The sequence below is a fragment of the Aquimarina sp. AD1 genome, assembly GCF_003443695.1.
GTDB lineage: Bacteria > Bacteroidota > Bacteroidia > Flavobacteriales > Flavobacteriaceae > Aquimarina > Aquimarina latercula.
Genome location: NZ_CP031966.1, coordinates 3,556,987 through 3,583,835 on the forward strand (window position 1 = coordinate 3,556,987; position 26,849 = coordinate 3,583,835).

Consider the following 26,849-nt stretch of genomic DNA (forward strand, 5'->3'; position numbering starts at 1 on the left):
TATTTAATTCCAGTATTGAAATGTCTTATGTTAAACTCTTATTTCAACCAATTTTCTGCATCAACTTTTTCAGAAATAATAGATTTAAGTTCTGAAATCGGAACACGTTTCTGCTCCATAGTATCTCTATCTCTTATAGTTACTGTCTGATCATTTAAAGTATCGTGATCTATAGTAATACATATTGGAGTTCCTGCAGCATCTTGCCTTCTATAACGGCGTCCTATTGCGTCTTTCTCATCGTAAGCAACATTGAATTTCCATTTAAGATCTTTTACAATTTGCTCTGCAACCTCTGGTAAACCATCTTTTTTAACTAGTGGTAAAATTGCAGCCTTTACAGGTGCAACAACAGCAGGTAGTTTTAATACTACTCTACTAGATCCATCTTCTAGTTGTTCATCTTGTAAAGCGGTAGAAAAAACAGCCAAGAACATTCTATCTAATCCTACAGAAGTCTCTACCACGTATGGCACATAACTTTCTTTTAATTCAGGATCAAAAAACTGTAATTTTTTACCAGAAAATTCCTCATGTGCTTTTAGATCAAAATCAGTTCTAGAATGAATCCCTTCTAATTCTTTAAACCCAAATGGAAAATTAAATTCTATATCAGCTGCCGCATTTGCATAATGCGCTAATTTATCATGATCATGGAAACGATAATTTTCTTTTCCTAATCCTAATGATAAGTGCCAGTTTAAACGTGTTTCTTTCCAGTACTCATACCATTTCATTTCTTCTCCTGGGCGAACAAAAAACTGCATTTCCATTTGTTCAAACTCACGCATTCTAAAGATAAACTGTCGTGCTACTATTTCGTTTCTAAATGCTTTACCTGTTTGTGCGATTCCAAAAGGAATCTTCATTCTACCAGTTTTCTGAACATTCAAAAAATTCACAAAAATACCTTGAGCAGTTTCAGGTCTTAAAAATAAATCTGTAGCAGATTCTGCAGATGCTCCTAGTTTTGTCCCAAACATTAAATTAAACTGTCTAACATCTGTCCAATTCTTAGATCCTGTTTCGGGATCTGCAATACCTAACTCTTCTATCAATGCTTTTACATCAGCTAAATCTTCGTTTTCTAAAGACTTCGCCATACGTTTCAACACTCTTTGTTGTTCCGAAAGATATTTTACAACTCTAGGATTCGTTGTAACATATTGCTCCTCGTCAAAAGAATCTCCAAATCGCTTTTTAGCTTTGTTTATCTCTTTTTGAGCCTTTTGATATTGTTTTTCTGCATAATCTTCCAACAACACATCTGCTCTATATCTTTTTTTAGAATCTTTATTATCTATTAATGGATCATTGAATGCATCTACGTGCCCCGAAGCTTTCCATGTTGTAGGGTGCATAAATATGGCTGCATCTAAACCTACAATATTCTGATGCATATACACCATACTTTTCCACCAATATTCTCTAATATTCTTTTTAAGTTCTGCTCCATTTTGCCCGTAATCATATACCGCACTTAATCCATCATAGATCTCACTAGAACCAAAAATATACCCATACTCCTTAGCGTGGGCTATAACTTTTTTAAATTTATCTTCTTGATTTGCCATTGCGCAAAAATAACCGAATTTACAAGAATTGGAAACGAATTTATTTAATTAATGACCGTATAAAGTAATTTCTGACAAAAACATAAAAAAACCACCATATCAATAATAACATGGTGGTTCATTTTTTATATATTTAACTATCTTATTTCAATTCAAACTGTGTATTAGATATCATTCTAGGTCCAGAGAATAAATTTACTACATAATTACCTTTCATCAATTCACCTTCTGCAGTATCTACTAAAACACACACATCTAAGGCGTCATTCTCATAAAATACCTTATTACGACCACTATATGTTAATACAGCATCGTCAAAATTTACAGAAATTTTATCTCCAATTAGATTATTTTCTGGATTGATTACCTGAACAAATAATTCTTTATCTCCTTTTTCGGTTAACTTATTTGGTGAAAGTGTAAAACAAACTCTTACCTTCTCTGCTCTACTAGATCTAGAAGTAGTAGTGATTTTTCCACTATTACGAACTCTAACTCCTTCGGCTTTAATTCCTGAAGCCTGAAGAGCAGAACCTCTTTCTACTATTTCAGCTAATTTACTATTCTGTGTTGCTAAAGAATCGGAAAAAACAATTCTTTCTGTCAATGCTGTAGAAGTACTATCTAAATCGGTAGCTAACTGCGCATTTGCAGTTGTTAAACTATCCGCTAGTTTAAATAACCTTTCTCGTTCTTTTTTCAACTTACTAACTTCTCTTCTATATCTTGCGATCAAAGCTACGTTAGCATCATAGTCTTTTAAACTATCTAGCAAAACAACAACACGCTGTTTTTCTTTTAATAAATGATCATCCATTACTTCATTTAGAGCAATAGCATTATCATATTTTGTAATTAATTCCCCAAGCTCACTCTCAATTAAATCCTTTTCCTGTTGCAAAATTGCTTTTTCTCTCTTTTCTTCGTTGTAAAACTTATACGTGAAGATCCCCAGAATTAATAAAAGAGCTCCCAGAACACCGATTAGTATCTTAAGGGTCAAGTTATTGTTTTGAGTTGTCATAATAAATTTCTAATTTTTGATGGTTACGTTAAATAGTAAATTTAGTTAAATATAATAATTAATGTTAATTCACCTAATATGTTAAGCGACTTAGCTTATTTATTTTATCCTATATATTGTGCTGCCTGTGACAACCCGTTATACAAAAACGAAAGAATTTTATGTACTTCTTGTAGACATAAACTTCCTTTAGGTAATTTCCATAAGGTTAACGCTAAAAAGATAGAAAAAGTATTTTATGGGCGTGCTAAAATAGAAAATGCAACCTCTTTATTGGTCTTTGAGAAGGATAGTTTAGTACAAAATTTGATTCATAATCTTAAGTATAGAGGTAGAGAGGAAATAGGAAAAGAACTCGGTGTTTGGCTAGGTCAAGAACTAAGTCAATCTTCTGTTTATCAGAATATTGATACTATAATACCAGTACCTCTTCATCCAAAGAGATTACGCGAAAGAGGGTTCAATCAGGTGGAAAAGTTTGGACAAGAGATTGCAGAAAAATTGAACGCAGAATACGTTGATTTTGTTTTGAAAAAAAATTCCTACAATAAAAAACAATCGAAAAATAGTCGTCTTACACGCTGGATAAACACTTCTGAAACATTTGGAATACAAAACGAGTCTTTATTAACAAATAAACATATTTTGATTGTTGATGATATAGTAACTACAGGTGCCACTTTAGAAGCTTGCATCCAAGTTCTCAAATCAATACCTGGTATTAAAATAAGTATTGCAACTATGGCTATCACTACATAGATTTTTTGTTTGTTATAAATAGTCGTTTCTTTGTGTCTTTAAAAATTGTAACGGAGCTATGTATAAAAGATCCCACGCGTTATTGCTAACTACTTTTTCTTTTTTGTTAATCGTTGGTTGTGCCAAAAAAGGTACTATAACAGGTGGAGAAAAGGATGAAATTCCTCCAAAGTTTGTGAAAGCTATTCCTCCGAACTACTCAACTAATTTTAACAAAAATGAAATTAGAATTTATTTTGATGAGTATGTAAAACTAAAGGATCCTCAAAAGCAAATTATCATATCTCCTCCCATGGACCCTAAACCAGAAATAACTCCTTTGGGAGGTGCTAGCAAGTATCTAAAAGTAAAATTTTTAGACACTTTATTAGAAAACACTACATATAGCATCAATTTTGGTCAAAGTATAGTTGACAATAACGAGGGAAATCCAAATCCTTTTTTCAAATACGTATTCTCTACCGGTGATTCTTTGGATTCACTTAGTATTAAGGGAATAGTTGATGATGCTTTAGAAAAAAAAGCAGATCCCTTTGTGACCGTAGCATTATATGAAATAAACGAACAGTATTCGGATTCTTTAGTGTTTAACGAAGTTCCAAGGTATATTACAAGTACTTTGGATAGTATTAATTTTAATCTAGAAAACCTAAAAGAAGGTACATACAAATTGATAGCACTAAAAGATGCAGCTACCAATTACACGTATCAACCCAAGCAAGACAAAATTGGTTTCTATGATGAAATTATTTCACTACCTGCGGATACCGCGAAAGTCTTTAAGATAAATTTATTCAAAGAAGTTTTAGACTTTAAGGCACTTAAGCCAAAACAAGTTTCTAAAAATGAATTTGTATTTGGATATGAAGGTGAATTAGAAGCTATGAAAATTAACCTTGTAAGTAAAGCTCCTGAAAACTTTGAAACTAGAATTTTTCCGGATAAAGTTAAGGACACATTGCACTATTGGTTCAAACCTTTTTTTGAAGCTGATTCTTTACTTTTTGAAGTAACCAATACTAGAAATTTCAAAGATACTCTTGTTGCAAGATTTAAAGATCAATATAAAGATTCTATAAAGCTTAGCAGTAATGTTAAAGGAAACCTAGCTTTTAACCAAGATTTTACGCTTTATTCTAGTACACCTATAGAAACCGTTAATGAGAAATTAATTAAATTAACCGATAAAGATACCTTAGAAGTTCCATTTTCTATGGAAGTAGATAAAATTAATAATGAGGCGAGGTTTTCTTTCGAAAGAACAGAGAGCAATGCATATAATATTCAATTACTACCAGAAGCTGTTAAAGATTTTATAGGAAATGTAAACGACACTATCAGTATTAATTTCAGAACTAAGAAATTGGCAGATTATGGTACTATATTTTTTACATTAGAAAATGTAAAGGAGTATCCCGTATTGATTCAAGTTACTGATGAACAAGGAAAATTTATATCTGAAAAAATAGTTGCAAAACAAGAGACTACTGTTTTTGATAACTTAGACCCTGGAAAATATAACTTACGAGTAATCTTAGATACCAATAAAAATGGAATATGGGATACTGGTAATTTTCTTAAAGGAATCCAGCCAGAAAAAGTGGTTTATTTCCCAGAAGCAATAGAAGTACGAGCTAATTGGGAGTTAAAACAAACCTTTATTTTGGAGTAATCTGAAAGGAATCTGCATCCTCTAAAAATGGTAATTTTTCACGAACTCTCTCTATATAAGACTTACTTAAAGTTGTATATAATATAGTTTCTTTTTCAACAGGGTTTTCTTCTAAAACAGAATGTCCTAACACATCATAGACTGCAGAATGTCCATTATATTCATATCCTTTACCATCAAGACCTACCCTATTAACACCTATACAATATGACATGTTTTCGATTGCCCTAGCTTTTAATAAAGCATCCCAAGCATTTACTCGCGGCTTTGGCCAACTTGCTACATAAAGTAACACATCATATCCAGAAGTATTTCTGGCCCAAACAGGGAATCTAAGGTCATAACATACTTGTGGTTTAATCTTCCAACCCTTATATGTGATAATTACCTCATCATTACCTGCCGTAAAAACTTCTTGTTCTTTAGCCAGGGTAAATAATTGATGCTTATCATATTTCTGAATAGTCCCATCAGAACTTACAAACAAAAAACGGTTAAAATAATTTTCACCATCCTTTACAATAATACTCCCTGCAATTGCACTCTCTTTTTCTTTAGCTAACCTCTGGAGCCAACTGATTGTTTCTCCTTTCATAGACTCAGCAACATCGATAACATTCATTGTGAACCCAGTAGTAAACATTTCTGGCAAAACAATCAAATCTACTTCCTGATCAATAGCATTTATTTTTTGTTCAAAAACAGCTCTATTTTGTATGGGATTTTCCCAGGCCAAATGAGATTGGATTAAAACAACATTTAAGGTAGTATTCATAGTTTAAAAATAGTGAAATCACATTTTTTCAAAAAAGATTTAACGAACTATTCTTCTTCATCGTGAATTACAATGTTTTCAAAATGAGCAGTTTTCTTTTTTGAGGTTAACGTTATTGAATTTATTTTCGATGGTTTGATTTTATCAAGATCCTGTTCTTCAATAATAAAATCTATTTGGGTAATACTTCTATTCGATACGTTTGAAAAATCAGACTCTATCTCCTGCATATCCGAAACCAAATTCAACTCAAAATCCCTTCCACCAATTAACAGATTAGCTCCTTTCCAAGTTTTAATATGAAAACTACCTAAGACAATAGTCTTTACATAATAATAACCTGCCAACTCCACAATGTCCATATAGATTTCATTTAATTGTGAGGTAGCAAACCGCGTACCTTCAACTTTAATGATTATATCCTCTGTATGGCTATCAACGTGTAATTTTTCCATAGCCCTAACATTACCCAAGGCAGCTTGTACTTTAAGAATTGAATGTTTTAAACCCATCATTATAATTTAGATTTCAAAAATAACTTTTCATTTGGAACGATAAACATACTGATTTAGATTTTACACATTTAATTCATTAGGATATTACAACTAAGATTTTTAAAGATTAGATTTATCTTACTTTATAAAAAATACTTCCCCCTAATTATTTCTAAATCCTTTTCTTCTTCCAGATAGATAGGTAAATGAAAATCATCTAATTTTTTCAAAGTATTCAATAATGATATCTGTTCATTTTCTGTAAGACAACCACTTACTACCTTTGCAGCTTTACTTGCTTCACCATATGCCATAATTACATATTCTTCTCCTTTTTTTGTAAGACGCAAAAGTTTACTTCTTTTATCATCGGGATTTGGAAATTGTTCTATGATTTCATTTTTGAGAAGTCTCTTAATTACCTCCATTCCAGAAGATTTATCATACACCATTTTTCTTATTAAATCCGTTTTTCCTATCTCTCCCGATCGATGAAGAATAGCAGTAAAAGCAAAATCCATATCAGTAGTAAATGGCAAATCAACTAATGCCGATTTAATATACGTATTAGAATATCTACTTAATCTACCAATGTGTGCGGCTATTTCTGCTTCTCTACTATGCCCCGTAATAGTATAATTTTCCGAAGCACTAGTTTGATCCATACGCTTAGACATCCAATTCACAAAGGATTTTAGATGTATATCATTGCTTTTTCGCTCATTCACAAACTCTCCTACTAGATCTATCAACTGCTTAATTAATTCGTAAATTTTCATTAAAACTATTTTTTAACACCAAATTGTGTAAAATTATTATTATATAATACCTATTTGTTTAATATTTGTATTAAAAAATTAAACAAATGTATTTTAAAACATTTTAAACCTATTGTCATGAATATCAAAAATACTGCTTTAATACTTTCTTTACTATTTATAAATCAGATACGAGCTCAGGTATATGGGGAACTATCCGGTAATGTTGTAGATCAAACAGGCCTACCCGTTCTAGGGGCTTCTGTTCTTATTGAAGGTACTGAAAAAGGTACACAAACAGATTTTGATGGTAATTATCGCATCGAAAACATTATTCCTGGTTCCTATAACCTAACCATCAGTTATATCGGGTTTCAAACACAAACAAAATTTAATATCATTGTTAAATCAAAAGGAACTCCTGCTTATAACTTCGTTTTAAAGGAGTCCGCAGAAGCTTTAGATGAAGTTGTAATCAGCAACATAAATAGAATTAGTAGACCAAAAGAAACACCGCTTTCCATTCAAACGCTCTCAGCAGTAGAAATCGCTACATATCCAGGAAGTAATAATGATGTTGTGCAGGTTGCTCAAACACTTCCAGGTGTTTCTCCTTCCATTGGTGGCTTTCGTAATGATTTGATAATTCGCGGTGGTGCTCCAAATGAAACTGTTTACTATCTAGACGGAATGGAAGTGCCAAATATTAATCATTTTAGCACACAAGGAAGCTCTGGAGGTCCAGTGGGGCTTATTAATGTATCTTTTATAGACAATGTCACCTTATCTACTTCTGCCTTTGGTGCTCAGTATGACAACCCACTTTCTGGCGTATTACAATTCAGTCAACGCAAAGGAAACAGCAAGGATTTTAGTGGTAATTTTAGAATAAGTGCTAGTGAGGCAGCACTAACACTAGAGGGGCCTCTTTTTAAAGGAAAGAAAAATGAAGAATCAAAAACTACATTTTTAGTATCTGCAAGACGAAGTTATCTTCAATTTTTATTCGAAGTGATTGGACTTCCTTTTAGACCTAATTATTGGGATTATCAATATAAAATAAACCATAAGATTAATAAATACAATGATATCAGTCTTATCGGCTTAGGATCAATCGATGACTTCTCTGTCGAATCACCTGAAGATTTTGATGCTGAACAACAAGCTCAGTTAGAACAAGCTCCATTTATTGACCAACGCACTAATGCGATTGGGTTATCCTGGAAAAATAGATTTAAAGATGGCTCTGGTTTTATGGAAACTACCCTAAGTAACAATACATTAATCAATAAATTTACCCGATATGAAGATCCTGAAAACGAAACGGGTGTAATTTTTAGCAATGATGCTACTGAATCTGAAACAAAACTTAGATATCAATTAACGAAATTTTTTGGTGATTGGAAATTAACCACAGGATTTAATGCACAATATTCTGATTATAGTAACGAAACAATAAATCTAACAGATAATAATATTTTTAATACAGAAATTGACTTCTTTAAATATGGTCTATTTGCAAATATGACAAAATCATTTTTTAATGATAAGTTAGATCTATCGTTTGGTTTTAGAATAGATGATGATAATTTTACGAAAGAGGATAATTTACTCTCCACATTCTCTCCCAGATTCTCTTTTTCATACCAATTTAAAGAAAACTGGAGACTAAATGGTTCTTTAGGAAGATATTATAAAATACCTCCATATACCATCTTAGGCTTTAGAAACAATGACAATACACTTATAAATCAAGATGTAGAATATACAGTAAGCGATCATTATGTTTTAGGACTTCAACACGATTTTAGTCCTTCTTCAAGCATCTCTTTAGAAGGGTTTTACAAACGTTATGATGATTATCCAGTTTCTGTTTTAGACGGGGTGTCACTTGCCAACAAGGGAGCAGGTTTTGAAATTTTAGGAAGTGAAGATGTTGCTACAGTTGGCAGAGGAAGAAGCTATGGGGCAGAACTTCAATTTCAGCAAAAGCTTTCTAACAATTTTTACGGAATTTTTGCATATACCTGGTTTCATAGCGAATTTACAGGTTTCAACCGAGATGTATATCTCCCCTCGGTATGGGACAGTAGTCATCTAGTTTCATTTACGGGAGGATATAAACTAAAACGAAATTGGGAAATAAGTGCTCGATATCGTTTTGCAGGTAAAACTCCTTTTGTACCCACAGATCAAGATGCCACACTTGCCAATTATCCAGAAGTTATATTAGATTATGATAGACTAGGTGAGGAAAAGTTAGATGTCTTTAGTCAACTTGATTTACGAATTGATAAAAAATGGAATTTTAAAAACTTATCCCTGAATGTATTTATAGAGGCACAAAACATATTAGCCCAGCAAGCTCCACAACCTACCCAATTTGGGCTTACTCGTAATACAAATGGAACTATTGTAGAGCCCAGAAGTTTAACCGAGATAGAAACAGAAACTGGCCAAATCATACCTAGTCTTGGAATTGTTATAGATTTTTAAAAGACTAAAAAGATCATAAATACATCCTGCTTTTTTAACAAATAGTAAAGGTGGTGTTAAAAAACAATACATCGATACGAAATAATTCATATCGATGTATTGTTTCGCTCTTCTTTTTTATAGAAAATCCTTATTTTCGCAGACTTAACAGAAAGAACGATCAAATGAGCACGAAGTTTCCTGAATATAAAGGACTTGACTTGCCAAAAGTGGCAGACGATATACTAGAATTCTGGCAACAGAATAATATTTTCGAAAAGAGTATTTCTGAGCGAGAAGATGCAACTCCTTTTGTATTTTTTGAAGGACCACCATCAGCGAATGGATTACCCGGAATTCACCACGTAATGGCTCGTGCTATTAAAGATATTTTTTGTCGTTATAAAACTCAAAAAGGATTTCAAGTAAAGCGTAAAGCTGGATGGGATACTCATGGACTTCCTGTAGAATTAGGAGTCGAGAAAGAATTAGGTATCACTAAAGAAGATATCGGCAAGAAAATTACTGTCGAAGAATATAACCAAGCTTGTAAAAAAGCCGTGATGCGATATACGGATATTTGGAATAATCTAACTCAAAAAATAGGATATTGGGTAGATATGGAAGATCCATATATTACTTATAAGTCTAAGTATATGGAAACTGTATGGTGGTTACTTTCCGAAATCTATAAGAAAGGATTATTATACAAAGGTTATACGATACAGCCATATTCTCCTAAAGCAGGAACAGGATTAAGTTCGCACGAACTTAATCAACCAGGAACCTATCAGGATGTAACCGACACTACAGTTGTTGCTCAATTTAAAGCAAAGAAAGAAACATTACCTGCGTTCCTAACAGATGTATCAGAGGATATTTATTTCTTGGCTTGGACGACAACTCCATGGACATTACCTTCTAATACGGCATTAACTGTCGGTCCAAAAATTGATTATGTATTAGTAAAAACATTTAACCAATATACTTTTGAACCAATTAATGTAATCCTTGCTAAAAATTTAGTTGGAAAACAGTTTGGAGGCAAGTTTATCCTAGTAGAAAATGAGAAGGAAGTAGATACTTTTAAAGAAGGAGACAAAAAAATTCCATATCATATTCTTACAGAATTTAAAGGAGCTGATCTTGTAGAAATTCGTTATGAGCAATTACTTGACTACGCATTACCAAACGATAATGCAGAAAATGCATTTAGAGTTATCTCCGGGGATTTTGTAACCACAGAGGATGGTACTGGAATTGTACATACTGCTCCAACTTTTGGTGCGGATGATGCTTTGGTCGCCAAACAAGCGACTCCAGAGATCCCACCTTTGCTTGTTAAAGACGATAACGACAATTTAGTCCCATTAGTCGATTTACAAGGTAAGTTCACAAAACATGTTGGTGAATTTGGTGGGAAATATGTAAAAAATGAATATTACAATGATGGTGAAGCTCCTGAAAAGTCTGTTGATGTTGAAATTGCTATCAAATTAAAAATAGAAAATAAGGCTTTCAAAGTAGAAAAATATGTTCACAGTTATCCTAACTGCTGGCGTACAGATAAACCTATATTATATTACCCATTAGATTCTTGGTTCATAAAAGTAACCGACTTTAAGGATCGCATGCACGAATTAAATTTAGGCATCAACTGGAAACCAAAAGCTACAGGAGAAGGACGCTTTGGGAATTGGTTAGCAAATGCTAACGACTGGAATTTATCCAGATCTCGTTTCTGGGGAATCCCTTTACCTATATGGAGAACGGAAGATGGTAAAGAAGAGATAATGATCGGCTCTGTAGAAGAGTTGAAAACTGAAATGCAAAAAGCGGTAGAAGCTGGTGTTCTGGAAGCAGATATTTTTGCAGATTTTGTGACTGGGGACATGAGTGAAGAAAACTATGACAAAATAGACCTTCATAAAAATGTTGTTGATAAAATCACTTTAGTTTCTCCTTCAGGGAAGGCAATGAAGCGAGAAAGTGATTTGATTGATGTATGGTTTGATTCTGGATCTATGCCATATGCACAATGGCACTATCCATTTGAAAATAAAGAAAAAGTAGAATCTGGAGAAAGAAAAGCAGACTTTATTGCAGAAGGTGTCGATCAAACTCGTGGATGGTTTTACACCTTACACGCTATTGGAACTATGATTTTTGATGATGTTGCGTACAAAAATGTAGTATCTAATGGACTTGTACTAGACAAGAATGGTCAAAAAATGTCTAAAAGACTTGGTAATGCAGTAGACCCATTCGAAACCCTTAAAGCTTACGGCCCAGACGCTACTAGATGGTATATGATTAGTAATGCTAACCCTTGGGATAATCTAAAATTTGATTTAGAAGGAATAGCTGAAGTACGCCGTAAATTTTTTGGTACTTTGTATAACACATATTCTTTTTTCACATTGTATGCAAATATTGATAATTTCTCTTATGCAGAAGCGGATATACCATTATCTGAACGCCCAGAGATTGATCGATGGATTCTAAGTGAATTACACACGCTAATAAAAAGTGTCGATGAATATTACAACGAATACGAACCTACTAAGGCTTCTAGAGCGATATCTGATTTTGTTCAGGAAAATTTAAGTAATTGGTTTGTTCGTTTAAGCAGAAGAAGATATTGGAAAGGTGATTATCAGAAAGATAAAATATCGGCATACCAAACACTATATACATGTATGGTTACCGTAGCTAAATTAGGAGCTCCAGTAGCACCATTTTTTATGGATCGTCTTTATAAAGATCTTGTTTCTAATTCAGCTCAAGAATCTTCTGAAAGTGTTCACCTATCGAATTTCCCGAAATATGATAGTTCTTTCGTAGATAAAGTTTTGGAACACAAAATGAGAAAAGCGCAATCCGTATGTTCTTTAGTACTTTCTTTACGTCAAAAAGAAAAAATTAAGGTACGTCAACCACTACAGAGAATTATGATTCCTGTATTAAATGAGGCGGACAAAGCCGAGATAAATGACATCGCTGACCTGATTAAAAGTGAAGTCAATGTTAAGAAAATAGAACTATTAGATGATGCATCTGGTATATTGGTAAAACAAATCAAACCAAATTTCAAAAATTTAGGCCCACGTTTCGGAAAAGATATGAAACTGATAGCCAATAAGATACAATCTTTTGACCAAGAAGCGATTAAAATTCTTGAACAAACTGGAAGTTTTGACATAGAAATTAATGATAAAATTATTACATTAGGTACCGATGATGTAGAAATTAGCTCTCAGGATATCGAGGGTTGGTTAGTTGCAAATTCTGGATCTCTCACTGTAGCACTGGACATAACCATAACTCCAGAGCTTAAAAAAGAAGGTATCGCAAGAGAACTTGTAAATAGAATCCAAAATATCCGTAAGGATAGCGGATTAGAAGTGACTGATCGTATAGAAGTTGTAATAAAAGAAAACAAATCTATACAAGAAGCTGTAGCAACTAATGAGGCATACATCAAGAATGAAACCTTAACCGATACAATTGAATTTGCAACAGATGTAATAAATGGTACAGAAATTGCGTTTGACGACATTGCAACCCAATTGGTAATAAAAAAACAATAAGAGTATGGCAGAAGATGTAAAAGTAAGGTATAGCGACGCCGATTTAACGATGTTCAAGGAAATCATCGTTGAAAAAATGGAAAAAGCTCAGAAGGATTTAGAATTACTTCAGAGCGCTTACAAAAACGACGGTAACAATGGTACAGATGATACTTCACCTACATTCAAAGCTTTTGAAGAGGGGAGTGAAACTATGTCTAAAGAAGCAAACACTCAATTAGCTATTAGACAAGAAAAATTTGTCCGTGATTTAAAAAATGCGATTTTACGCATAGAAAATAAAACATATGGTATCTGCCGTGTGACTGGAAAGCTTATTAATCCCGAAAGGTTAAAACTAGTTCCGCACGCTACTCTTAGTATTGAAGCTAAGAATATGCAGAAATAAATATCAAAATATTGTAAATTTAAAGTGCTTTCTCAATCGGAAAGCACTTTTTTTATACCCTAATGTAACCTTTTTAAAAAATTCTGGTATTACTTATAGAGACTAACCAAAAAGAGTAACATCTTGAAAAATCTAACTGACGAAGAATTAATGATTCTAGTATCTAATGATGATTTAGATATGATGAGTATCCTTTTTGATCGATACCATATAAGAATATTTAATTTTTTATTGAAAATGACTCGAGATAAAGATGTCAGCCAAGATATCACTCAAGAGGTTTTCTATAAAGCTATCAAATACAGAAAGTCTTATAAAAAAGGTAAGTTTTCATCTTGGATTTATACAATTGCTAGGAATATCTTTTCTGATCACTATCAAAATCAGAAAAATAAAGATCAGCGATTAGATGAAATCGAATACAAAATAGAACGAAAAGAAACCGATCATATAGAAAAAGAAGAAATTAAAGAACAACTTGATAACGCATTAAAAGAGCTAAACCCTAACGATAGAGAATTAGTAATCATGAATCGATATCAAGGAATCAAGTATCAAGAAATTGCAGAAATTACAGGATCCACAACAGGAGCCGTTAAAACCAAAGTACATCGTGCAATTCATAAATTAAAAGATCATTACTTACAAAATATATAGTATTATGAACTGTAAACAAATAGAAGAAGAATTCATCGATTATCTTGATGACAACTTAGATCAACAAGAACGCGAAACTATTACAGCTCATCTAACAAACTGTAATAGCTGTAAAGAATCATTAAATGAATTACGTCTCATTCTTAATGGAATAGACAATACTGACCAAGAATTACCAAATAAAACCCTGAAAGAAGGTTTTGAAAAAATGCTTGAGCAAGAAAAAAAGTTATTGTCAGAATCTAAAGTAATATCGCTTCATAATTCTTCAAAAAAATATTGGAAAACAGCTTTACAAATCGCGGCAACAATTGCGCTAATCATTTCTTCATATTTCTATGGAAAGCAACAAAACAATGCATCTTTTTATAAAGAAATGGCCGTATTGGAAAAAGAAAAAATACAACTAAAACAAGAAGTTACTATTTCTCTAATAGAAAATGAATCGGCAAGTAAACGTTTGCAAGCTGTAAACTATGCTGAAGAATTCGAAAAACCAGGTAATGACATATTAGAAGCTTTAATAAGTAAAATGTTTTATGATGATCATATCAATGTGCGACTAGCTGCAGCAGAAGCACTTGCTAAATTTTCGGATTTAGAAATGGTACGTAAATCATTTATAAATGCACTGGAAACAGAACAAGATCCAGGCATGCAAATTGAATTAATTCAAATATTAGTATCCATACAGGAAAAACGCGCAGTTCCTTCTATGGAAAAGTTACTTCAAAATGAAGAAACTCCAAGTTATGTAAAAGATCAAGTAAACATTGGTCTCCCTAATTTAATTTAAAATTTCAATCAAAAAACATTAAAACAGAACAGATGAAAAATATAGCAATCGCCATAGTACTTTTTATTACTATAGGGCAACTAAAAGCACAAGAGAACTATACACAACCTTTAAAAGGTGTTAAAAAGGTAAAAATTAGTTCAGACGCTAGCCTATCGATAACTGCTCACGACAAGAATGAAATAACAATAATCGGAGAAAACCGACGCTTACCTGAGAAAGCAAAAGGTCTCAAAGCAGTATATGCGGGTGGTTCTGACAATACCGGTGTTGGTATTTTTACTAAAAGAGAAGGTGAAACATTGATTGTAAAAAACCTAAAAGGTATGCATAGTAATACTCTAAAAATATACCTCCCAAAAAACGTCAACATTTCTATTGAAAGGAGTAATCTCGGAGATATCAAATTAATTGGATTTTCCTCAGAAATTGAAGCTTCTACTAATATAGGAGAGATAACTCTTAAAGATATCACCGGACCTGTAGTAGCTAGAACAGCGACAGGAGAAATCAATGTTGTTTTTGAGAAAGTTAGCCAAAAATCTCCTATCTCTTTAATATCTGCAGCAGGTTCTATAGATGTTAGTCTTCCTTCAAATACAGCAACAAACCTTGAACTCAAAACTACAATGGGTGAAATCTTTACAGACTTTGAACTTGCCTTCCCTAAAGAAGAAAATAATATGAAAATTGTAGGATCAAGAAGGACAATAAAAACAAAACTTAATAAAGGTGGAGTAGAAATTAGCTTAAGGTCAGCCACCGGTAATATATATCTAAGAAAACAATAAAGAGGTCAATCATCAATCAAAACAAGAAAATCATGAAAATTTTAGTAAACCTAATCGCAGTATGCTTCACTTTATCTCAAGTAAGTGCACAAAAAGTAATAGAAAAAGAAATCACTCCTTCTTCCAATGAAGTTCGGGTAGAATTTAAATTTGCCGAAGATATCGTTATCAAAACTTGGGATAAAAGCACTGTTTACCTTAAAGCCGAAGTAAGTATTAACGATGGAGAATTTGATGACTATTTTGATCTAAAAATAAACAACGCTGATGCTTTCCTGGATATCGAATCAAGTTATGGTGATTTATTCAAAAAATGGAATAAAAAGAAAGGATCAAACAAAAACAATAACTGGGGCCCTTGTAATAATCTAGATATGGATGCCAATTACACATTATACTTGCCAGAAGATATGAGCCTAAGAGTTAAAAGTATATCAGGAAGTGTTGCATCAGAAAACTATCAAGGAGAACTAGAAATTGATATCATAAGTGGTGATATTGATATTAAAAAATATCAGGGAGATTTAAGTCTTAAGACAATAAGCGGTACTATCGATATTCATATTGCAAAATCTAAACTAAAAGCAGAAACTGTTACAGGAATGATCTATTCTGACAAAGAATTAGAATTTGATCAAGGAAAAAACAGAATAGTAGGAAGCAAGGTAACAGGTACTTTTGGAGATACTAAAAGTCAGTTGGCACTTCAAACAGTAAGTGGTGACATTTTTATAAGAAAACAATAATGAAACACGCTTTATAAATTTAACCTTCTATTCTAAAAAAATCAAGTTTAAAATATAAATTAAAATCAGGAAAAAGGCTACCTTAGAAAATATGAGGAAGTCTTTTTTCTTTTTAATCTTTTTGTTTGTGTTTAATTGGATGCAATCACAATCAAGTTTTAACAAAAGTATTGATGCTACGGATCTAACCGAAGTTTCTATAACTCTAGATAACACATTTCAAATAGAAGTTACAAATACTTCAGAAAACAAAATCATAGTAACTGCTGTTTCCGAGGGAGAATATCAAAACAATGTGTTTATCAACACAAAAAGAAACGAAAATTCACTTTCTATAATCGACGACATCCAACCATTTTCAGAAAACCACAATGATAAATTAAGTGCTCATAAAGTTATTGTATTAAAGGTTAAAATACAATTACCCAAACATCTAAATGTTGTTATCACTTCCAGGCTTGCATCATTAAATTTAAACGCTAAAATCAAATCTTTGTTTGTAGAACTTAATTCTGGAGATTGTTTCTTGAACGATTTTATAGGGAATGCTGTAATCAATACTTTAGACGGATCTATTACGATATACACAAAAAATGCTACAATAAATGCATCAACAAAAAAGGGGATTCTTTCTGCTGAAAAAATTTTTGGTGAACATCTCATTGAGTTAAAATCTATAAGTGGAGATATAAGTGTCTACAAAACAAAATAAAACACTATTTTTGTCCGTCACTGTATGAAATAAGAGAAATTTATGTCCCTCAAGAAGTCTATTTTAGTTATAATCGTAGTTCTGCTAATTGATCAGATTTCCAAAATATATATCAAAACTAGTTTTTCATTACATGAAGAAGTGCCAGTATTTAGCTGGTTTCGAATTGTATTTGTAGAAAATAAAGGAATGGCTTGGGGTTTTGAACTTCCAGGAAATTATGGCAAGCTTATACTTACATTATTTAGACTGGTAGCAATAACTGGAATTGGGTACTGGTTGTATGATTCTGTTCGTAAAAATAGTTCTAGAATTCTTACATTTTGTATTGCTTTAATATTTGCAGGAGCTTTCGGAAATATTATTGACTCGATTCTATATGGAATAATTTTTAATGAAAGTACATCTACACAGATTGCTCAGTTTCTTCCAGAAGGTGGTGGATATGAAAGCGTATTCTACGGAAAAGTAGTAGATATGATTCAGTTTACGTTTTATGATGACATCTTACCAGACTGGATACCTTTTTGGGGAGGAGAACATTTCTCATTCTTTGATCCTGTATTCAATATTGCAGATTCTGCAATTAGTATTGGTGTTTTCTTATTACTTATTTTTAACAAAAGAGCTTTTCCCAAGAAAGAAGAAGGAGTATCATAGGTTTTAAACCAGGATCTTTTCGAAATCACCCAACTTAATAGGCTTAGTCAAATAATCTGATACCAAATCAATAGATTTAGCCTTATTAATATCCCTACTATCAATAGATGAACTTACCACGTATAAATCTATCGACTCCTCTATTTTGTCTTTGATTTTATCAAACTCTTGAAGAAACTCCCAACCGTCCATAATAGGCATATTAAGATCAAGGAATATGACCTGAGGGATCCTATTATTCATATCATCATTAATAGATGTTATAAAAAAATCTAAAGCTTCCTTACCATTTTTAAAGACTATAACATTCTCCGATAATTTTTTTAACTTGATAATTTTACTCACTAAATTAATGTACATATTGTCATCATCTATGATGCAAACACTTTTAGTATTCTGGGGCATGCTGGGGTAATATTTAAAATCTTATTGCAATATAACTACTCTTCCAATTAATAAGGGTTCATCAATCGTTAAAACTGTAAATTTTAACTGGAGTTACACAATAGTCTAATTTAATATCAGTTAGTAAAATTTCCCCAATTTCTTCTTCTACCGAAAAAAAAGAAAGACCAATCTTTATCGTTTCCGGATTACAATTAGACAAAAACTTATCGTAAAAACCTTTTCCGTACCCGACGCGATTTCCTTTTTTATCAAAAGCTAGTAGGGGAACAAAAACGACATCAATTTTAGACTCAGGAATAGGAATTCCATCCTTGGGTTCTGGAATTCCATAGCGATTTGTTTTAAGAATAGTGCCATCAGTAAGCAATATATGTTCTAAAGTATTTTCTTCGAAATCACTTTTCGACACCACAATATTTTTATCTTTTCCTTGAAGAATATGAAGTATAAACTCTGTATTTATTTCCCTTTGCTTCTTAATAGATAAGAAAATATGATAGAAAGATTGCTCCCAAATTGGCAAACTCAGTAGATTATTGGCGATATCCATGCTAAGATCATCAATCTCTTCTTCATTAAGATATGATCTCACGTTTTTATACTTAATCCTCAACTCTTTTTTATTCATTTTCTACGAAACTAATTGTGTAGTAATTCTAAAAATAGCATCACCTTTATATACTATTGGAGCCTCATTTACATTAATTATGTATCCTGGATTGGTTGCCTTTACCTCATGCCTCATTTTACCATAAGGGTCTGTTATAGTTGCAAGAATTTCTCCTTTTTCCACAAGTTTTCCATAAGGAATTTTAATATGAAGTAACCCACTATATTTAGCCCTAATCCAGAAACTCTTTTCTACAACAATAGTGTCTTGTTCTGGTTCAGGTATTGAAAAAGAAGCTCCTAACATTTCTAAATATCTAAGTATTCGCATCACCCCTAGAGCACCTTCTTTTGCAATATCTCTATTACTATTCTGAGATTTTCCGCCTTCGAACAATAAAATATCTACTCCCTTTTTAGTACAAGTAGCACGATATGATCCATCCAAATTTTTTGATAATAGCGTAAAAGGAGCATTAAAAACTTTAGCTAATGTTACTAACCTTTCGTTTTTACCATCTACTCTTATATGTGGAGCATTAAATCTACTTGCACCCCCTGTATGAAAATCTAAACAAAAATCCGCAACTGGTAAAATTTCATTTACAAATTGATATGCAAACCGGCTTGCTAATGATCCACTTTTTGTTCCTGGAAACACTCTATTTAAATCTCTCCCATCCGGAAAAAAACGATTCATACTGAGAAAACCAAATACATTAAGAACAGGAATACAAATAATCGTTCCTTTTGCAGGTTTATTTATTTTTTTAGCAATAATCTGGCGTACAACTTCCACCCCATTGATCTCATCTCCATGAATCCCTGCAGTTATTAATATTGTAGGGCCAATCTTCTTTGACCGTTCAATAATAATTGGGATTTCTACCTTTGTTGAAGTATATAAATTAGCAATGTTAAAATTAATCGTTTTGCTTGTACCTAATGGAATATACTCTCCTAAAATATTTAGGACATCTTTTTCTCCTGTTTTCGTCATATTGATCTACACACTTCTCTCTATAAAGCGAATAATTGATTTGGCAATATCCTTACCAGTTGCAGTTTGTATACCTTCAAGTCCTGGAGAAGAGTTAACTTCTAAAATTAAAGGACCTCTTTCACTCTGTAGCATATCTACGCCTGCAACTCCTAATTTTAATGCTTTTGCAGCCTTAATAGCAGCATTCTCTTCTTCATCAGATAATTCAATAATTTTAGCACTACCTCCTCTATGTAAATTCGATCGAAACTCACCTTCTTTCCCTTGTCTTTTCATCGCTCCAACCACCTGACCATCTACTACTAACACTCTAATATCAGCACCTTTGGCTTCTTTAATATATTCTTGCACAATAACTCTGGCCTGTAGTCCATTAAAAGCTTCTAATACAGATTCTGCTGCCGTTTTAGTTTCTGCTAAAACCACACCTAATCCTTGCGTTCCTTCCAATAATTTAATAATAAGCGGAGCGCCTCCTACATGTGAGATCACCTCAGAAACATCTTTGGAGTAATTCGTAAACACTGTTTTTGGTAATCCTAATCCAGCTTTTGACAAAATCTGAAGACTTCTTAATTTATCTCTAGAATTTACCAATGCCTGAGATTGAACCGTAGTAAAAACATTCATCATTTCGAATTGTCTTACCACAGCTGTACCATAAAAAGTAATAGAAGAGCCTATCCTAGGAATTACAGCATCCACATGGTCTAGCTTTTTCCCCTTATAATAGATCTCTGGTTTTTTTTTCTCTATAACAATATCACAGTTTAGTGGATCTATAACTTGTACATTGTGTTTACGTTTTACTGCAGCTTGAACCAAAGCATCAGTAGAAAACAAACTCGCACTGCGAGAAAGAATTTTTATATTCATTAGGATTTTAAATTATAAGACTGATCTTCTAACTGTGGATCTACCAAAAATTTTCCGCTAAGAAATTTACGCCCAATTAATAATGGGAAACGCATATCATCACGAGAAGACAATGTAAGTGTTATAGAATTAGTTTTATTAAACAATGTGATTTTAGTTCTAATAGCATACCTAACTTCTACCTTTCCATTACTACTCTTAACTGCTGTTATATCGTAGTTCTTGAAAGTAAATTTTTTGCCATTATATTCGGGGTGAGTAGGGTCTAAAAAACGACATTCCAGAATCTGACCAACCTCCTTGATTTCCTTACAATGTATAGAGGAAGTATATGCTCCTGTATCGATTTTTGCATCTATATCTTGTAAATCCAAAAGAGGAAAGTCCACCTTATCTGTCCTACCAATTATTTTTTTATGATCTTCCAAAAAAATGTCTTTGAAATAATATAATTACTAAAGTAATAAAAAACCAGATGCATTTTATACTATAACACTTTTTAATAGCTAAATTCACTTTTTTTGTTTTTAACATAATATTCCCGTTAAGTATATTTAATAATTCAGGTAAAGCACTAAATTTACATTTAGAATATGCAGAAACCTTCTTTAGATATACAAGTTAAAACGTTACCAACTGATCCTGGTGTTTATCAATATTATGACAAAGACGATAAATTACTATACGTAGGTAAAGCTAAAAACCTTAAGAAAAGAGTTACTTCCTACTTTACTAAGAGTCATGACAACTACAAAACCAAAGTACTTGTTAAAAAAATCAATACAATAAAACATATTGTTGTAGAAACAGAAACAGATGCTTTACTATTAGAAAACAACTTAATTAAAAAACATCAACCACGATTTAATGTGATGCTTAAAGATGACAAAACCTATCCTTGGATTTGCATTAAAAAAGAACGTTTTCCCAGAGTTTTTCCTACCCGTAATCTTATTAAAGATGGTTCTGAATATTTTGGGCCTTATACTAATTTTAAAACAGTAAATACGTTATTAGAACTTATCAAAGGGTTATACCAGTTAAGGACCTGTAATTACGACTTATCGCAACAAAAAATTGATAGTGGAAAATATAAAGTATGTCTTGAGTATCATTTAGGAAATTGCAAAGGTGGATGTGAAGGATTACAAGACGAAAAGGAATACCATCAAAACATAGATGCAATTCGAGAAATCGTTAAAGGGAATTTTAAAGATTCGCTCAATAGATTTCGGAAACAAATGATTACTCATGCCGAAAAAATGGAGTTTGAAGATGCCCAACGAATAAAGGAAAAAATTGAAGTTTTAGAAAAGTATCAAGCAAAGTCCACTGTAGTTAATCCCAAAATCAGTAATGTAGATGTCTTTTCTATAATCTCTGATGAGTCATATGGATACGTGAATTTTCTTCAGCTTTCTTATGGTGCTATTATAAGATCCCATACAACAGAAATCAAAAAGAAATTAGAAGAGACTGATAAAGAATTACTAGAACTGGCTATTATTGAACTAAGACAGCGATTTGGTTCGAGATCTAAAGAAATATTTGTTCCCATAAAAGTTGACGTTGGAGAAGATTTAAAAATTACGATTCCTCAATTGGGAGACAAAAAGAAAATTGTAGACTTATCACTAAGAAATGCTAAATACTATCGTCAGGAACGATTTAAACAGATCAAGATCATTGACCCAGATCGCCATGTAAAACGATTAATGGCTCAGATGAAAAAAGATCTTAGATTGCCAGAAGAACCAAGACATATAGAATGTTTTGACAATTCTAATATACAAGGAACAAATCCGGTAGCTGCCTGTGTGGTTTTTAAAAACGGAAAACCAAGTAAAAAAGAATATCGAAAATTTAACATCAAAACAGTAGAAGGAGCCAATGACTTTGCATCCATGGAAGAAGTTGTTTATCGAAGATATAAACGCCTTTTAGAAGAGAAGCAACCACTGCCTCAATTAATAATTGTGGACGGAGGTAAGGGACAATTGTCTTCTGGATTAAAGGCTCTAGACGACCTTAATTTAAGAGGGAAAATTACTATTATTGGAATCGCTAAAAGACTTGAAGAAATCTACTATCCTGGAGATTCTATACCGCTATATTTAGATAAAAAATCAGAATCTTTAAAGATCATACAACATCTTAGAAATGAAGCACACCGTTTTGGTATAACTTTCCATAGACAAAAAAGAAGTAAAGCTGCCTTAGATACAGAACTCGATTCTATACCTGGAATTGGGGAAAAAACCGTTGTAGAATTACTAAAACATTTCAGGTCTGTGAAAAGAATTAGTGAAGCATCAAAAAAAGAACTAGAAGAAGTCGTTGGAAATTCACGCGCAACCAAAGTGTATAATTACTATCTTTCTAAAAAAGAATAAGCCTATTATGCGATCTACCACGAACAAAGTTTTACATATACTATTACTAATTGTGGTATTCTTTACTTTTAAAACAGGTTGGACTCAAGATCAAGGCACTCCAGAAATTGATGTTAAATCAGAAGAACAAGATGTTAAGGTAGGATTAGTTCTAAGTGGTGGTGGCGCTAAAGGGTTAGCACATATTGGTGCATTAAAGATTATAGAAGAAGCTGGGATTAGAATAGATTATATTGGCGGAACAAGCATGGGAGCAATTGTGGGTTCGCTATACGCTTCTGGATACAATGCTAAAGAATTAGATTCAATATTTAGAGCTGTTGATTTTAATGTGCTTATACAAGATGATTTACCAAGAAAAGCAAAAACTTTTTATGAGCGTGAGGATTCTGAAAAATATGCATTAACATTACCATTTGACAATTTTAAAGTTGGACTACCACAAGGGTTGTCAAAAGGTCAGAACTTTTTTAATGAATTTGCCCGTTTAACATCTCATGTACACGAAATTGACGATTTCAGTAAGCTTCCAATTCCCTTTTTTTGTATGTCTACAGATATTGCAACAGGAAAACAGGTTTTATTAGACAAAGGATACTTACCTGAAGCTGTTTCAGCCAGTGGAGCTTTACCATCTATTTTTAGTCCAATCGAGTTAAACGGAGTTTTAATGACTGATGGTGGAGTTGCTAATAATTATCCCATTAAAGAAATACGTGAAAAAGGAGCCGAAATAGTTATCGGAATAGATGTTCAAGATAGTCTAATACCTAGAGATCAATTAAACTCTGCAACTAACATAATGCTACAGATCAGCAATTTTAGAACTATTAATGACATGAAATCTAAAATGCCTGAAACAGACATATACATAAAACCCTCTATTTCGGAATTTTCTCTAATATCTTTTGATCAAGCTGATAAAATAATTGCTAATGGAGAAAAAGCAGCTTTTGCCAGTTATGAAAAATTGAGAGAAATAAAAAGGCTTCAAAAAACTTCTAGCCCAAGAATAAAAATTCCTAAAAACTCAGATACACTTCTAATTAACAGTCTAGTCATTTCGGGAAATAAAAGATACACAAGGTCATATATTAAAGGTAAATTAAAACTAAAATTAAACAATCCGAAAACCACTACGTATAAGAAATTATATGAAGGAATTAATAACTTATCCGCTACTGGGAATTTTGATAGAGTAAGTCACCGACTAATCGATAAAAAAGATGGAAAAGAACTAGTTCTTAATGTAAAAGAATCAGAAAATACTATGCTGTTACGTTTTGCATTGCATTATGATGATTTATATCAAACAGCAGCTCTAGTCAACTTCACTAAAAAAAGTTTACTTTTTAATAATGATGTTCTTTCGTTTGATGTCGCTTTAGGTGATAATATAAGATACAATTTTGACTATTATATTGACAAAGGGTTTTATTGGAGTATTGGATTAAAAAATAGTCTAAATCGTTTTAATCGAAATGTAGAATATGAATTGGTTAGAGAGGATTTTAGCTTGCCGGATATCGAAGTGAATAAGATAAATCTTGATTACTTAGATTTTAAAACCCAATTTTATTTAGAAACTTTATTAAACCAAACTTTTTCTTTAGGCCTTGGAGCAGAATATAGAAGATTTCGACTTATTTCTGAAACCATCGGAGAAGATGAGGATCAATTGCCTAGGGTTGTATTTGATAATAGTAACTACTGGAGTGCACTATCTTACTTAAAATTTGATAGTTATAATAATAAATACTTTCCTTCTTCAGGATTTTTCTTTGATGGACAAGTTAATTATTACTTATTTGATGATAATCCAAATAGCACGGATAGTAATTTTGTTATTGCAAAAGCCGATTTTGGATATGCCTTTAAAGTTTTTGAAAAAACCGCTATTAGTTTAGGGGTAAGTGCAGGTAATAGATGGGAAGAACAAAATGTAAGAAGCTTAAACTTCTTTGTTGGTGGTTTTGGTGCAAAAATGATCAATAATAATATTCCATTTTATGGATATGATTTCTTAAGTATCGTAGGAGATAGTTTTGCTAAAGCTTCTGTTACGTTGGACTATGAAATCTTTCCAAAAAACCATATTAATTTGGCAGCAAATTATGCTAATGTTGGCAGTAGATTATTTGACTCTGGAGATTGGTTAGAATCTCCAGAGTATTCTGGATATGCTTTGGGATATGGTCTAGAAACTTTTGCAGGTCCAGTGCAAGTAAAATATTCTTATTCTCCTGAACAAAAAGAAGGAGAATGGTATTTCAGTATTGGTTTTTGGTTTTAATACCTTTTATAATCCAAAAGATGGAAATATTTACGATATTTGTATTGTTATGAGCTTGTACTGGCAGAATTTATTATTGCTACTACACTACCTTATTAAGCGAAATCCGGAATAAGGCAGCGGTTTACTATTGCATTACTTTTTTCAAAACTAATAGTTAACACCATAATCTTAAAAAATCATGCCTTTTTATCATTCTCTAGGTAAAATACCACCTAAGCGACATACCATCTTTAGAAAACCCGATGGCAATCTATTCTATGAGCAATTATTCGGAACCATTGGTTTTGACGGAATGTCCACCAATCTATATCATTATCAGCGACCTACTCAGGTAAAAGAAATTAAAGGAAGCTATAGTGTAGCTCCAGAAATTGCAATTAAAAATAATATTAAATCGTATAGACTACACGGTTTTAATGTTGCACCAGAAAAAGATTATTTAAATAGTAGAAAAAATGTACTTACCAATAGTGATGTGAGTATTATTTTATCGGCTCCTCAGGAATCTACTTCAGAATATTTCTATAAAAATACAGATGCGGATGAATTAATTTTTGTGCATCGAGGAAGTGGTAAATTTAGAAGTCATTTAGGCAATTTAGATTTCAAGTATGGAGATTATATTCTCATTCCACGTGGTACTATTTATAAGTTAGATTTTGACACCACTGAAAATCGTTTGTTTATTGTAGAGTCCAGAAGACCAATTTATACACCAAAAAGATATAGAAATTGGTTTGGTCAATTGTTAGAACATTCTCCTTTTTGTGAACGAGACTTAAGAGCTCCATATGAACTAGAAAGTAATGATGAAAAAGGTGATTTTCTAATCAAAGTAAAAAAACAAGACGAAATTTTTGATATGGTCTATGCATCACATCCTTTTGATGTTGTAGGATATGATGGGTTCAATTTTCCATATGCATTTTCGATTCACGATTTTGAACCTATTACCGGAAGAGTTCATCAACCACCGCCAGTACACCAAACTTTTGAAACAGATGCGTTCGTAGTTTGTTCATTTGTTCCTAGATTATATGATTACCACCCAGAAAGTATTCCTGCTCCATATAATCACAGTAATATCGATAGCGATGAAGTTTTGTATTACGTAGATGGTGATTTTATGAGTAGAAATGATATTGATGCTGGTCACATATCACTTCATCCCGCGGGTATTCCTCACGGACCGCATCCAGGAGCAGCTGAAAGAAGCATCGGTAAAACAAAAACAGATGAACTAGCCGTAATGGTTGACACTTTTAAACCTCTTATGGTTACCAAAGAGGCAATGAAAATAGCTGATGAAGATTATCACAAATCCTGGTTAGAATAGTCAGTTTTTATAAATATAAATTCATGTTGAATTACAGAAAAGATATTTCGGCACATC

24 protein-coding genes are annotated in these 26,849 nt (G+C 32.4%); 14 read left to right on the top strand and 10 right to left on the bottom strand.

Going from position 1 to position 26,849, the window contains the following annotated elements; all coding sequences use genetic code 11:
• Window positions 1-38 precede the first annotated feature (38 nt).
• Together D1815_RS15385 and D1815_RS15390 are read right to left on the bottom strand one after the other, a co-directional pair.
• Window positions 39-1,574 (bottom strand): glycine--tRNA ligase, encoded by a 1,536-nt coding sequence (locus tag D1815_RS15385; protein WP_027394741.1) that lies wholly within the window; start codon window positions 1,572-1,574, stop codon window positions 39-41.
• Between the two features lie 142 nt (window positions 1,575-1,716).
• The gene (locus tag D1815_RS15390) at window positions 1,717-2,598 is read right to left on the bottom strand and encodes a hypothetical protein (RefSeq protein ID WP_035086134.1); all 882 of its coding nucleotides are present in this window, start codon (window positions 2,596-2,598) and stop codon (window positions 1,717-1,719) included.
• 78 nt (window positions 2,599-2,676) lie between these two features.
• Here D1815_RS15390 and D1815_RS15395 point away from each other — a divergent pair, with 78 nt between their 5' ends.
• Both D1815_RS15395 and D1815_RS15400 read left to right on the top strand, forming a co-directional pair.
• Window positions 2,677-3,357, top strand: coding sequence for a ComF family protein (locus tag D1815_RS15395; protein ID WP_118388033.1), 681 nt, complete (start codon window positions 2,677-2,679; stop codon window positions 3,355-3,357).
• A gap of 58 nt (window positions 3,358-3,415) precedes the next feature.
• Complete coding sequence (locus D1815_RS15400) at window positions 3,416-5,029, top strand: Ig-like domain-containing protein (protein ID WP_118388035.1); 1,614 nt, start codon at window positions 3,416-3,418, stop codon at window positions 5,027-5,029.
• Here D1815_RS15400 and D1815_RS15405 read toward each other — a convergent pair.
• The 3 genes from D1815_RS15405 to D1815_RS15415 form a co-directional block, all read right to left on the bottom strand.
• Window positions 5,016-5,804 (bottom strand): amidohydrolase, encoded by a 789-nt coding sequence (locus D1815_RS15405; RefSeq protein WP_118388037.1) that lies wholly within the window; start codon window positions 5,802-5,804, stop codon window positions 5,016-5,018. The two genes, D1815_RS15400 and D1815_RS15405, sit on opposite strands and share 14 nt — an antisense overlap.
• A 47-nt stretch (window positions 5,805-5,851) precedes the next feature.
• The gene (locus tag D1815_RS15410) at window positions 5,852-6,319 is read right to left on the bottom strand and encodes a hypothetical protein (RefSeq protein WP_035086132.1); all 468 of its coding nucleotides are present in this window, start codon (window positions 6,317-6,319) and stop codon (window positions 5,852-5,854) included.
• 122 nt (window positions 6,320-6,441) lie between these two features.
• On the bottom strand, window positions 6,442-7,077 hold the full coding sequence (locus D1815_RS15415; protein ID WP_118388039.1) for a MarR family winged helix-turn-helix transcriptional regulator: 636 nt from the start codon (window positions 7,075-7,077) through the stop codon (window positions 6,442-6,444).
• Between the two features lie 117 nt (window positions 7,078-7,194).
• Here D1815_RS15415 and D1815_RS15420 point away from each other — a divergent pair, with 117 nt between their 5' ends.
• From D1815_RS15420 to D1815_RS15460, 9 genes are all read left to right on the top strand, one after another.
• On the top strand, window positions 7,195-9,552 hold the full coding sequence (locus D1815_RS15420) for a TonB-dependent receptor (RefSeq protein ID WP_118388041.1): 2,358 nt from the start codon (window positions 7,195-7,197) through the stop codon (window positions 9,550-9,552).
• Between the two features lie 164 nt (window positions 9,553-9,716).
• Entirely contained in the window at window positions 9,717-13,121 is a 3,405-nt protein-coding gene (gene ileS / locus D1815_RS15425; RefSeq protein ID WP_118388043.1) for an isoleucine--tRNA ligase, read from the top strand.
• A gap of 4 nt (window positions 13,122-13,125) precedes the next feature.
• Entirely contained in the window at window positions 13,126-13,509 is a 384-nt protein-coding gene (locus tag D1815_RS15430) for a TraR/DksA C4-type zinc finger protein (RefSeq protein WP_027394734.1), read from the top strand.
• A 123-nt stretch (window positions 13,510-13,632) separates the two neighbouring features.
• Window positions 13,633-14,166, top strand: coding sequence for an RNA polymerase sigma factor (locus tag D1815_RS15435; protein WP_051336257.1), 534 nt, complete (start codon window positions 13,633-13,635; stop codon window positions 14,164-14,166).
• A gap of 4 nt (window positions 14,167-14,170) precedes the next feature.
• The gene (locus D1815_RS15440) at window positions 14,171-14,962 is read left to right on the top strand and encodes a zf-HC2 domain-containing protein (protein WP_118390030.1); all 792 of its coding nucleotides are present in this window, start codon (window positions 14,171-14,173) and stop codon (window positions 14,960-14,962) included.
• A gap of 32 nt (window positions 14,963-14,994) precedes the next feature.
• The gene (locus D1815_RS15445; protein ID WP_027394731.1) at window positions 14,995-15,753 is read left to right on the top strand and encodes a DUF4097 family beta strand repeat-containing protein; all 759 of its coding nucleotides are present in this window, start codon (window positions 14,995-14,997) and stop codon (window positions 15,751-15,753) included.
• Window positions 15,754-15,785: 32 nt separating this feature from the next.
• A complete protein-coding gene (locus D1815_RS15450) occupies window positions 15,786-16,499 on the top strand; it encodes a DUF4097 family beta strand repeat-containing protein (RefSeq protein ID WP_118388045.1) in 714 nt (237 codons plus the stop codon).
• 91 nt (window positions 16,500-16,590) lie between these two features.
• On the top strand, window positions 16,591-17,211 hold the full coding sequence (locus D1815_RS15455) for a hypothetical protein (protein WP_035086129.1): 621 nt from the start codon (window positions 16,591-16,593) through the stop codon (window positions 17,209-17,211).
• A 42-nt stretch (window positions 17,212-17,253) separates the two neighbouring features.
• The gene (locus D1815_RS15460) at window positions 17,254-17,871 is read left to right on the top strand and encodes a lipoprotein signal peptidase (RefSeq protein WP_118388047.1); all 618 of its coding nucleotides are present in this window, start codon (window positions 17,254-17,256) and stop codon (window positions 17,869-17,871) included.
• Window positions 17,872-17,874: 3 nt separating this feature from the next.
• Here D1815_RS15460 and D1815_RS15465 read toward each other — a convergent pair whose 3' ends face one another.
• The 5 genes from D1815_RS15465 to D1815_RS15485 form a co-directional block, all read right to left on the bottom strand.
• A complete protein-coding gene (locus tag D1815_RS15465) occupies window positions 17,875-18,276 on the bottom strand; it encodes a response regulator (protein WP_118388049.1) in 402 nt (133 codons plus the stop codon).
• Between the two features lie 61 nt (window positions 18,277-18,337).
• Window positions 18,338-18,907, bottom strand: a complete 570-nt coding sequence (locus tag D1815_RS15470; RefSeq protein ID WP_118388051.1) for a 5-formyltetrahydrofolate cyclo-ligase — start codon at window positions 18,905-18,907, stop codon at window positions 18,338-18,340.
• Window positions 18,908-18,910: 3 nt separating this feature from the next.
• The gene (locus D1815_RS15475) at window positions 18,911-19,888 is read right to left on the bottom strand and encodes a succinylglutamate desuccinylase/aspartoacylase family protein (RefSeq protein WP_118388053.1); all 978 of its coding nucleotides are present in this window, start codon (window positions 19,886-19,888) and stop codon (window positions 18,911-18,913) included.
• Window positions 19,889-19,894: 6 nt separating this feature from the next.
• A complete protein-coding gene (gene rimK, locus D1815_RS15480) occupies window positions 19,895-20,767 on the bottom strand; it encodes a 30S ribosomal protein S6--L-glutamate ligase (protein WP_027394724.1) in 873 nt (290 codons plus the stop codon).
• Entirely contained in the window at window positions 20,767-21,195 is a 429-nt protein-coding gene (locus D1815_RS15485) for a RimK/LysX family protein (RefSeq protein ID WP_027394723.1), read from the bottom strand. Before D1815_RS15485 ends, rimK begins: the two co-directional genes overlap by 1 nt.
• Before the next feature lie 165 nt (window positions 21,196-21,360).
• Between D1815_RS15485 and uvrC the strand changes: the two genes are divergently transcribed.
• The 3 genes from uvrC to D1815_RS15500 all read left to right on the top strand — a co-directional run bounded on the left by uvrC (window position 21,361) and on the right by D1815_RS15500 (window position 26,792).
• Complete coding sequence (gene uvrC, locus D1815_RS15490; protein ID WP_118388055.1) at window positions 21,361-23,160, top strand: excinuclease ABC subunit UvrC; 1,800 nt, start codon at window positions 21,361-21,363, stop codon at window positions 23,158-23,160.
• A gap of 7 nt (window positions 23,161-23,167) precedes the next feature.
• Window positions 23,168-25,453, top strand: a complete 2,286-nt coding sequence (locus D1815_RS15495; protein WP_118388057.1) for a patatin-like phospholipase family protein — start codon at window positions 23,168-23,170, stop codon at window positions 25,451-25,453.
• Window positions 25,454-25,634: 181 nt separating this feature from the next.
• Window positions 25,635-26,792: a homogentisate 1,2-dioxygenase gene (locus tag D1815_RS15500; protein WP_118388059.1), complete on the top strand. Its 1,158-nt coding sequence runs from the start codon at window positions 25,635-25,637 to the stop codon at window positions 26,790-26,792.
• Window positions 26,793-26,849 lie beyond the last annotated feature (57 nt).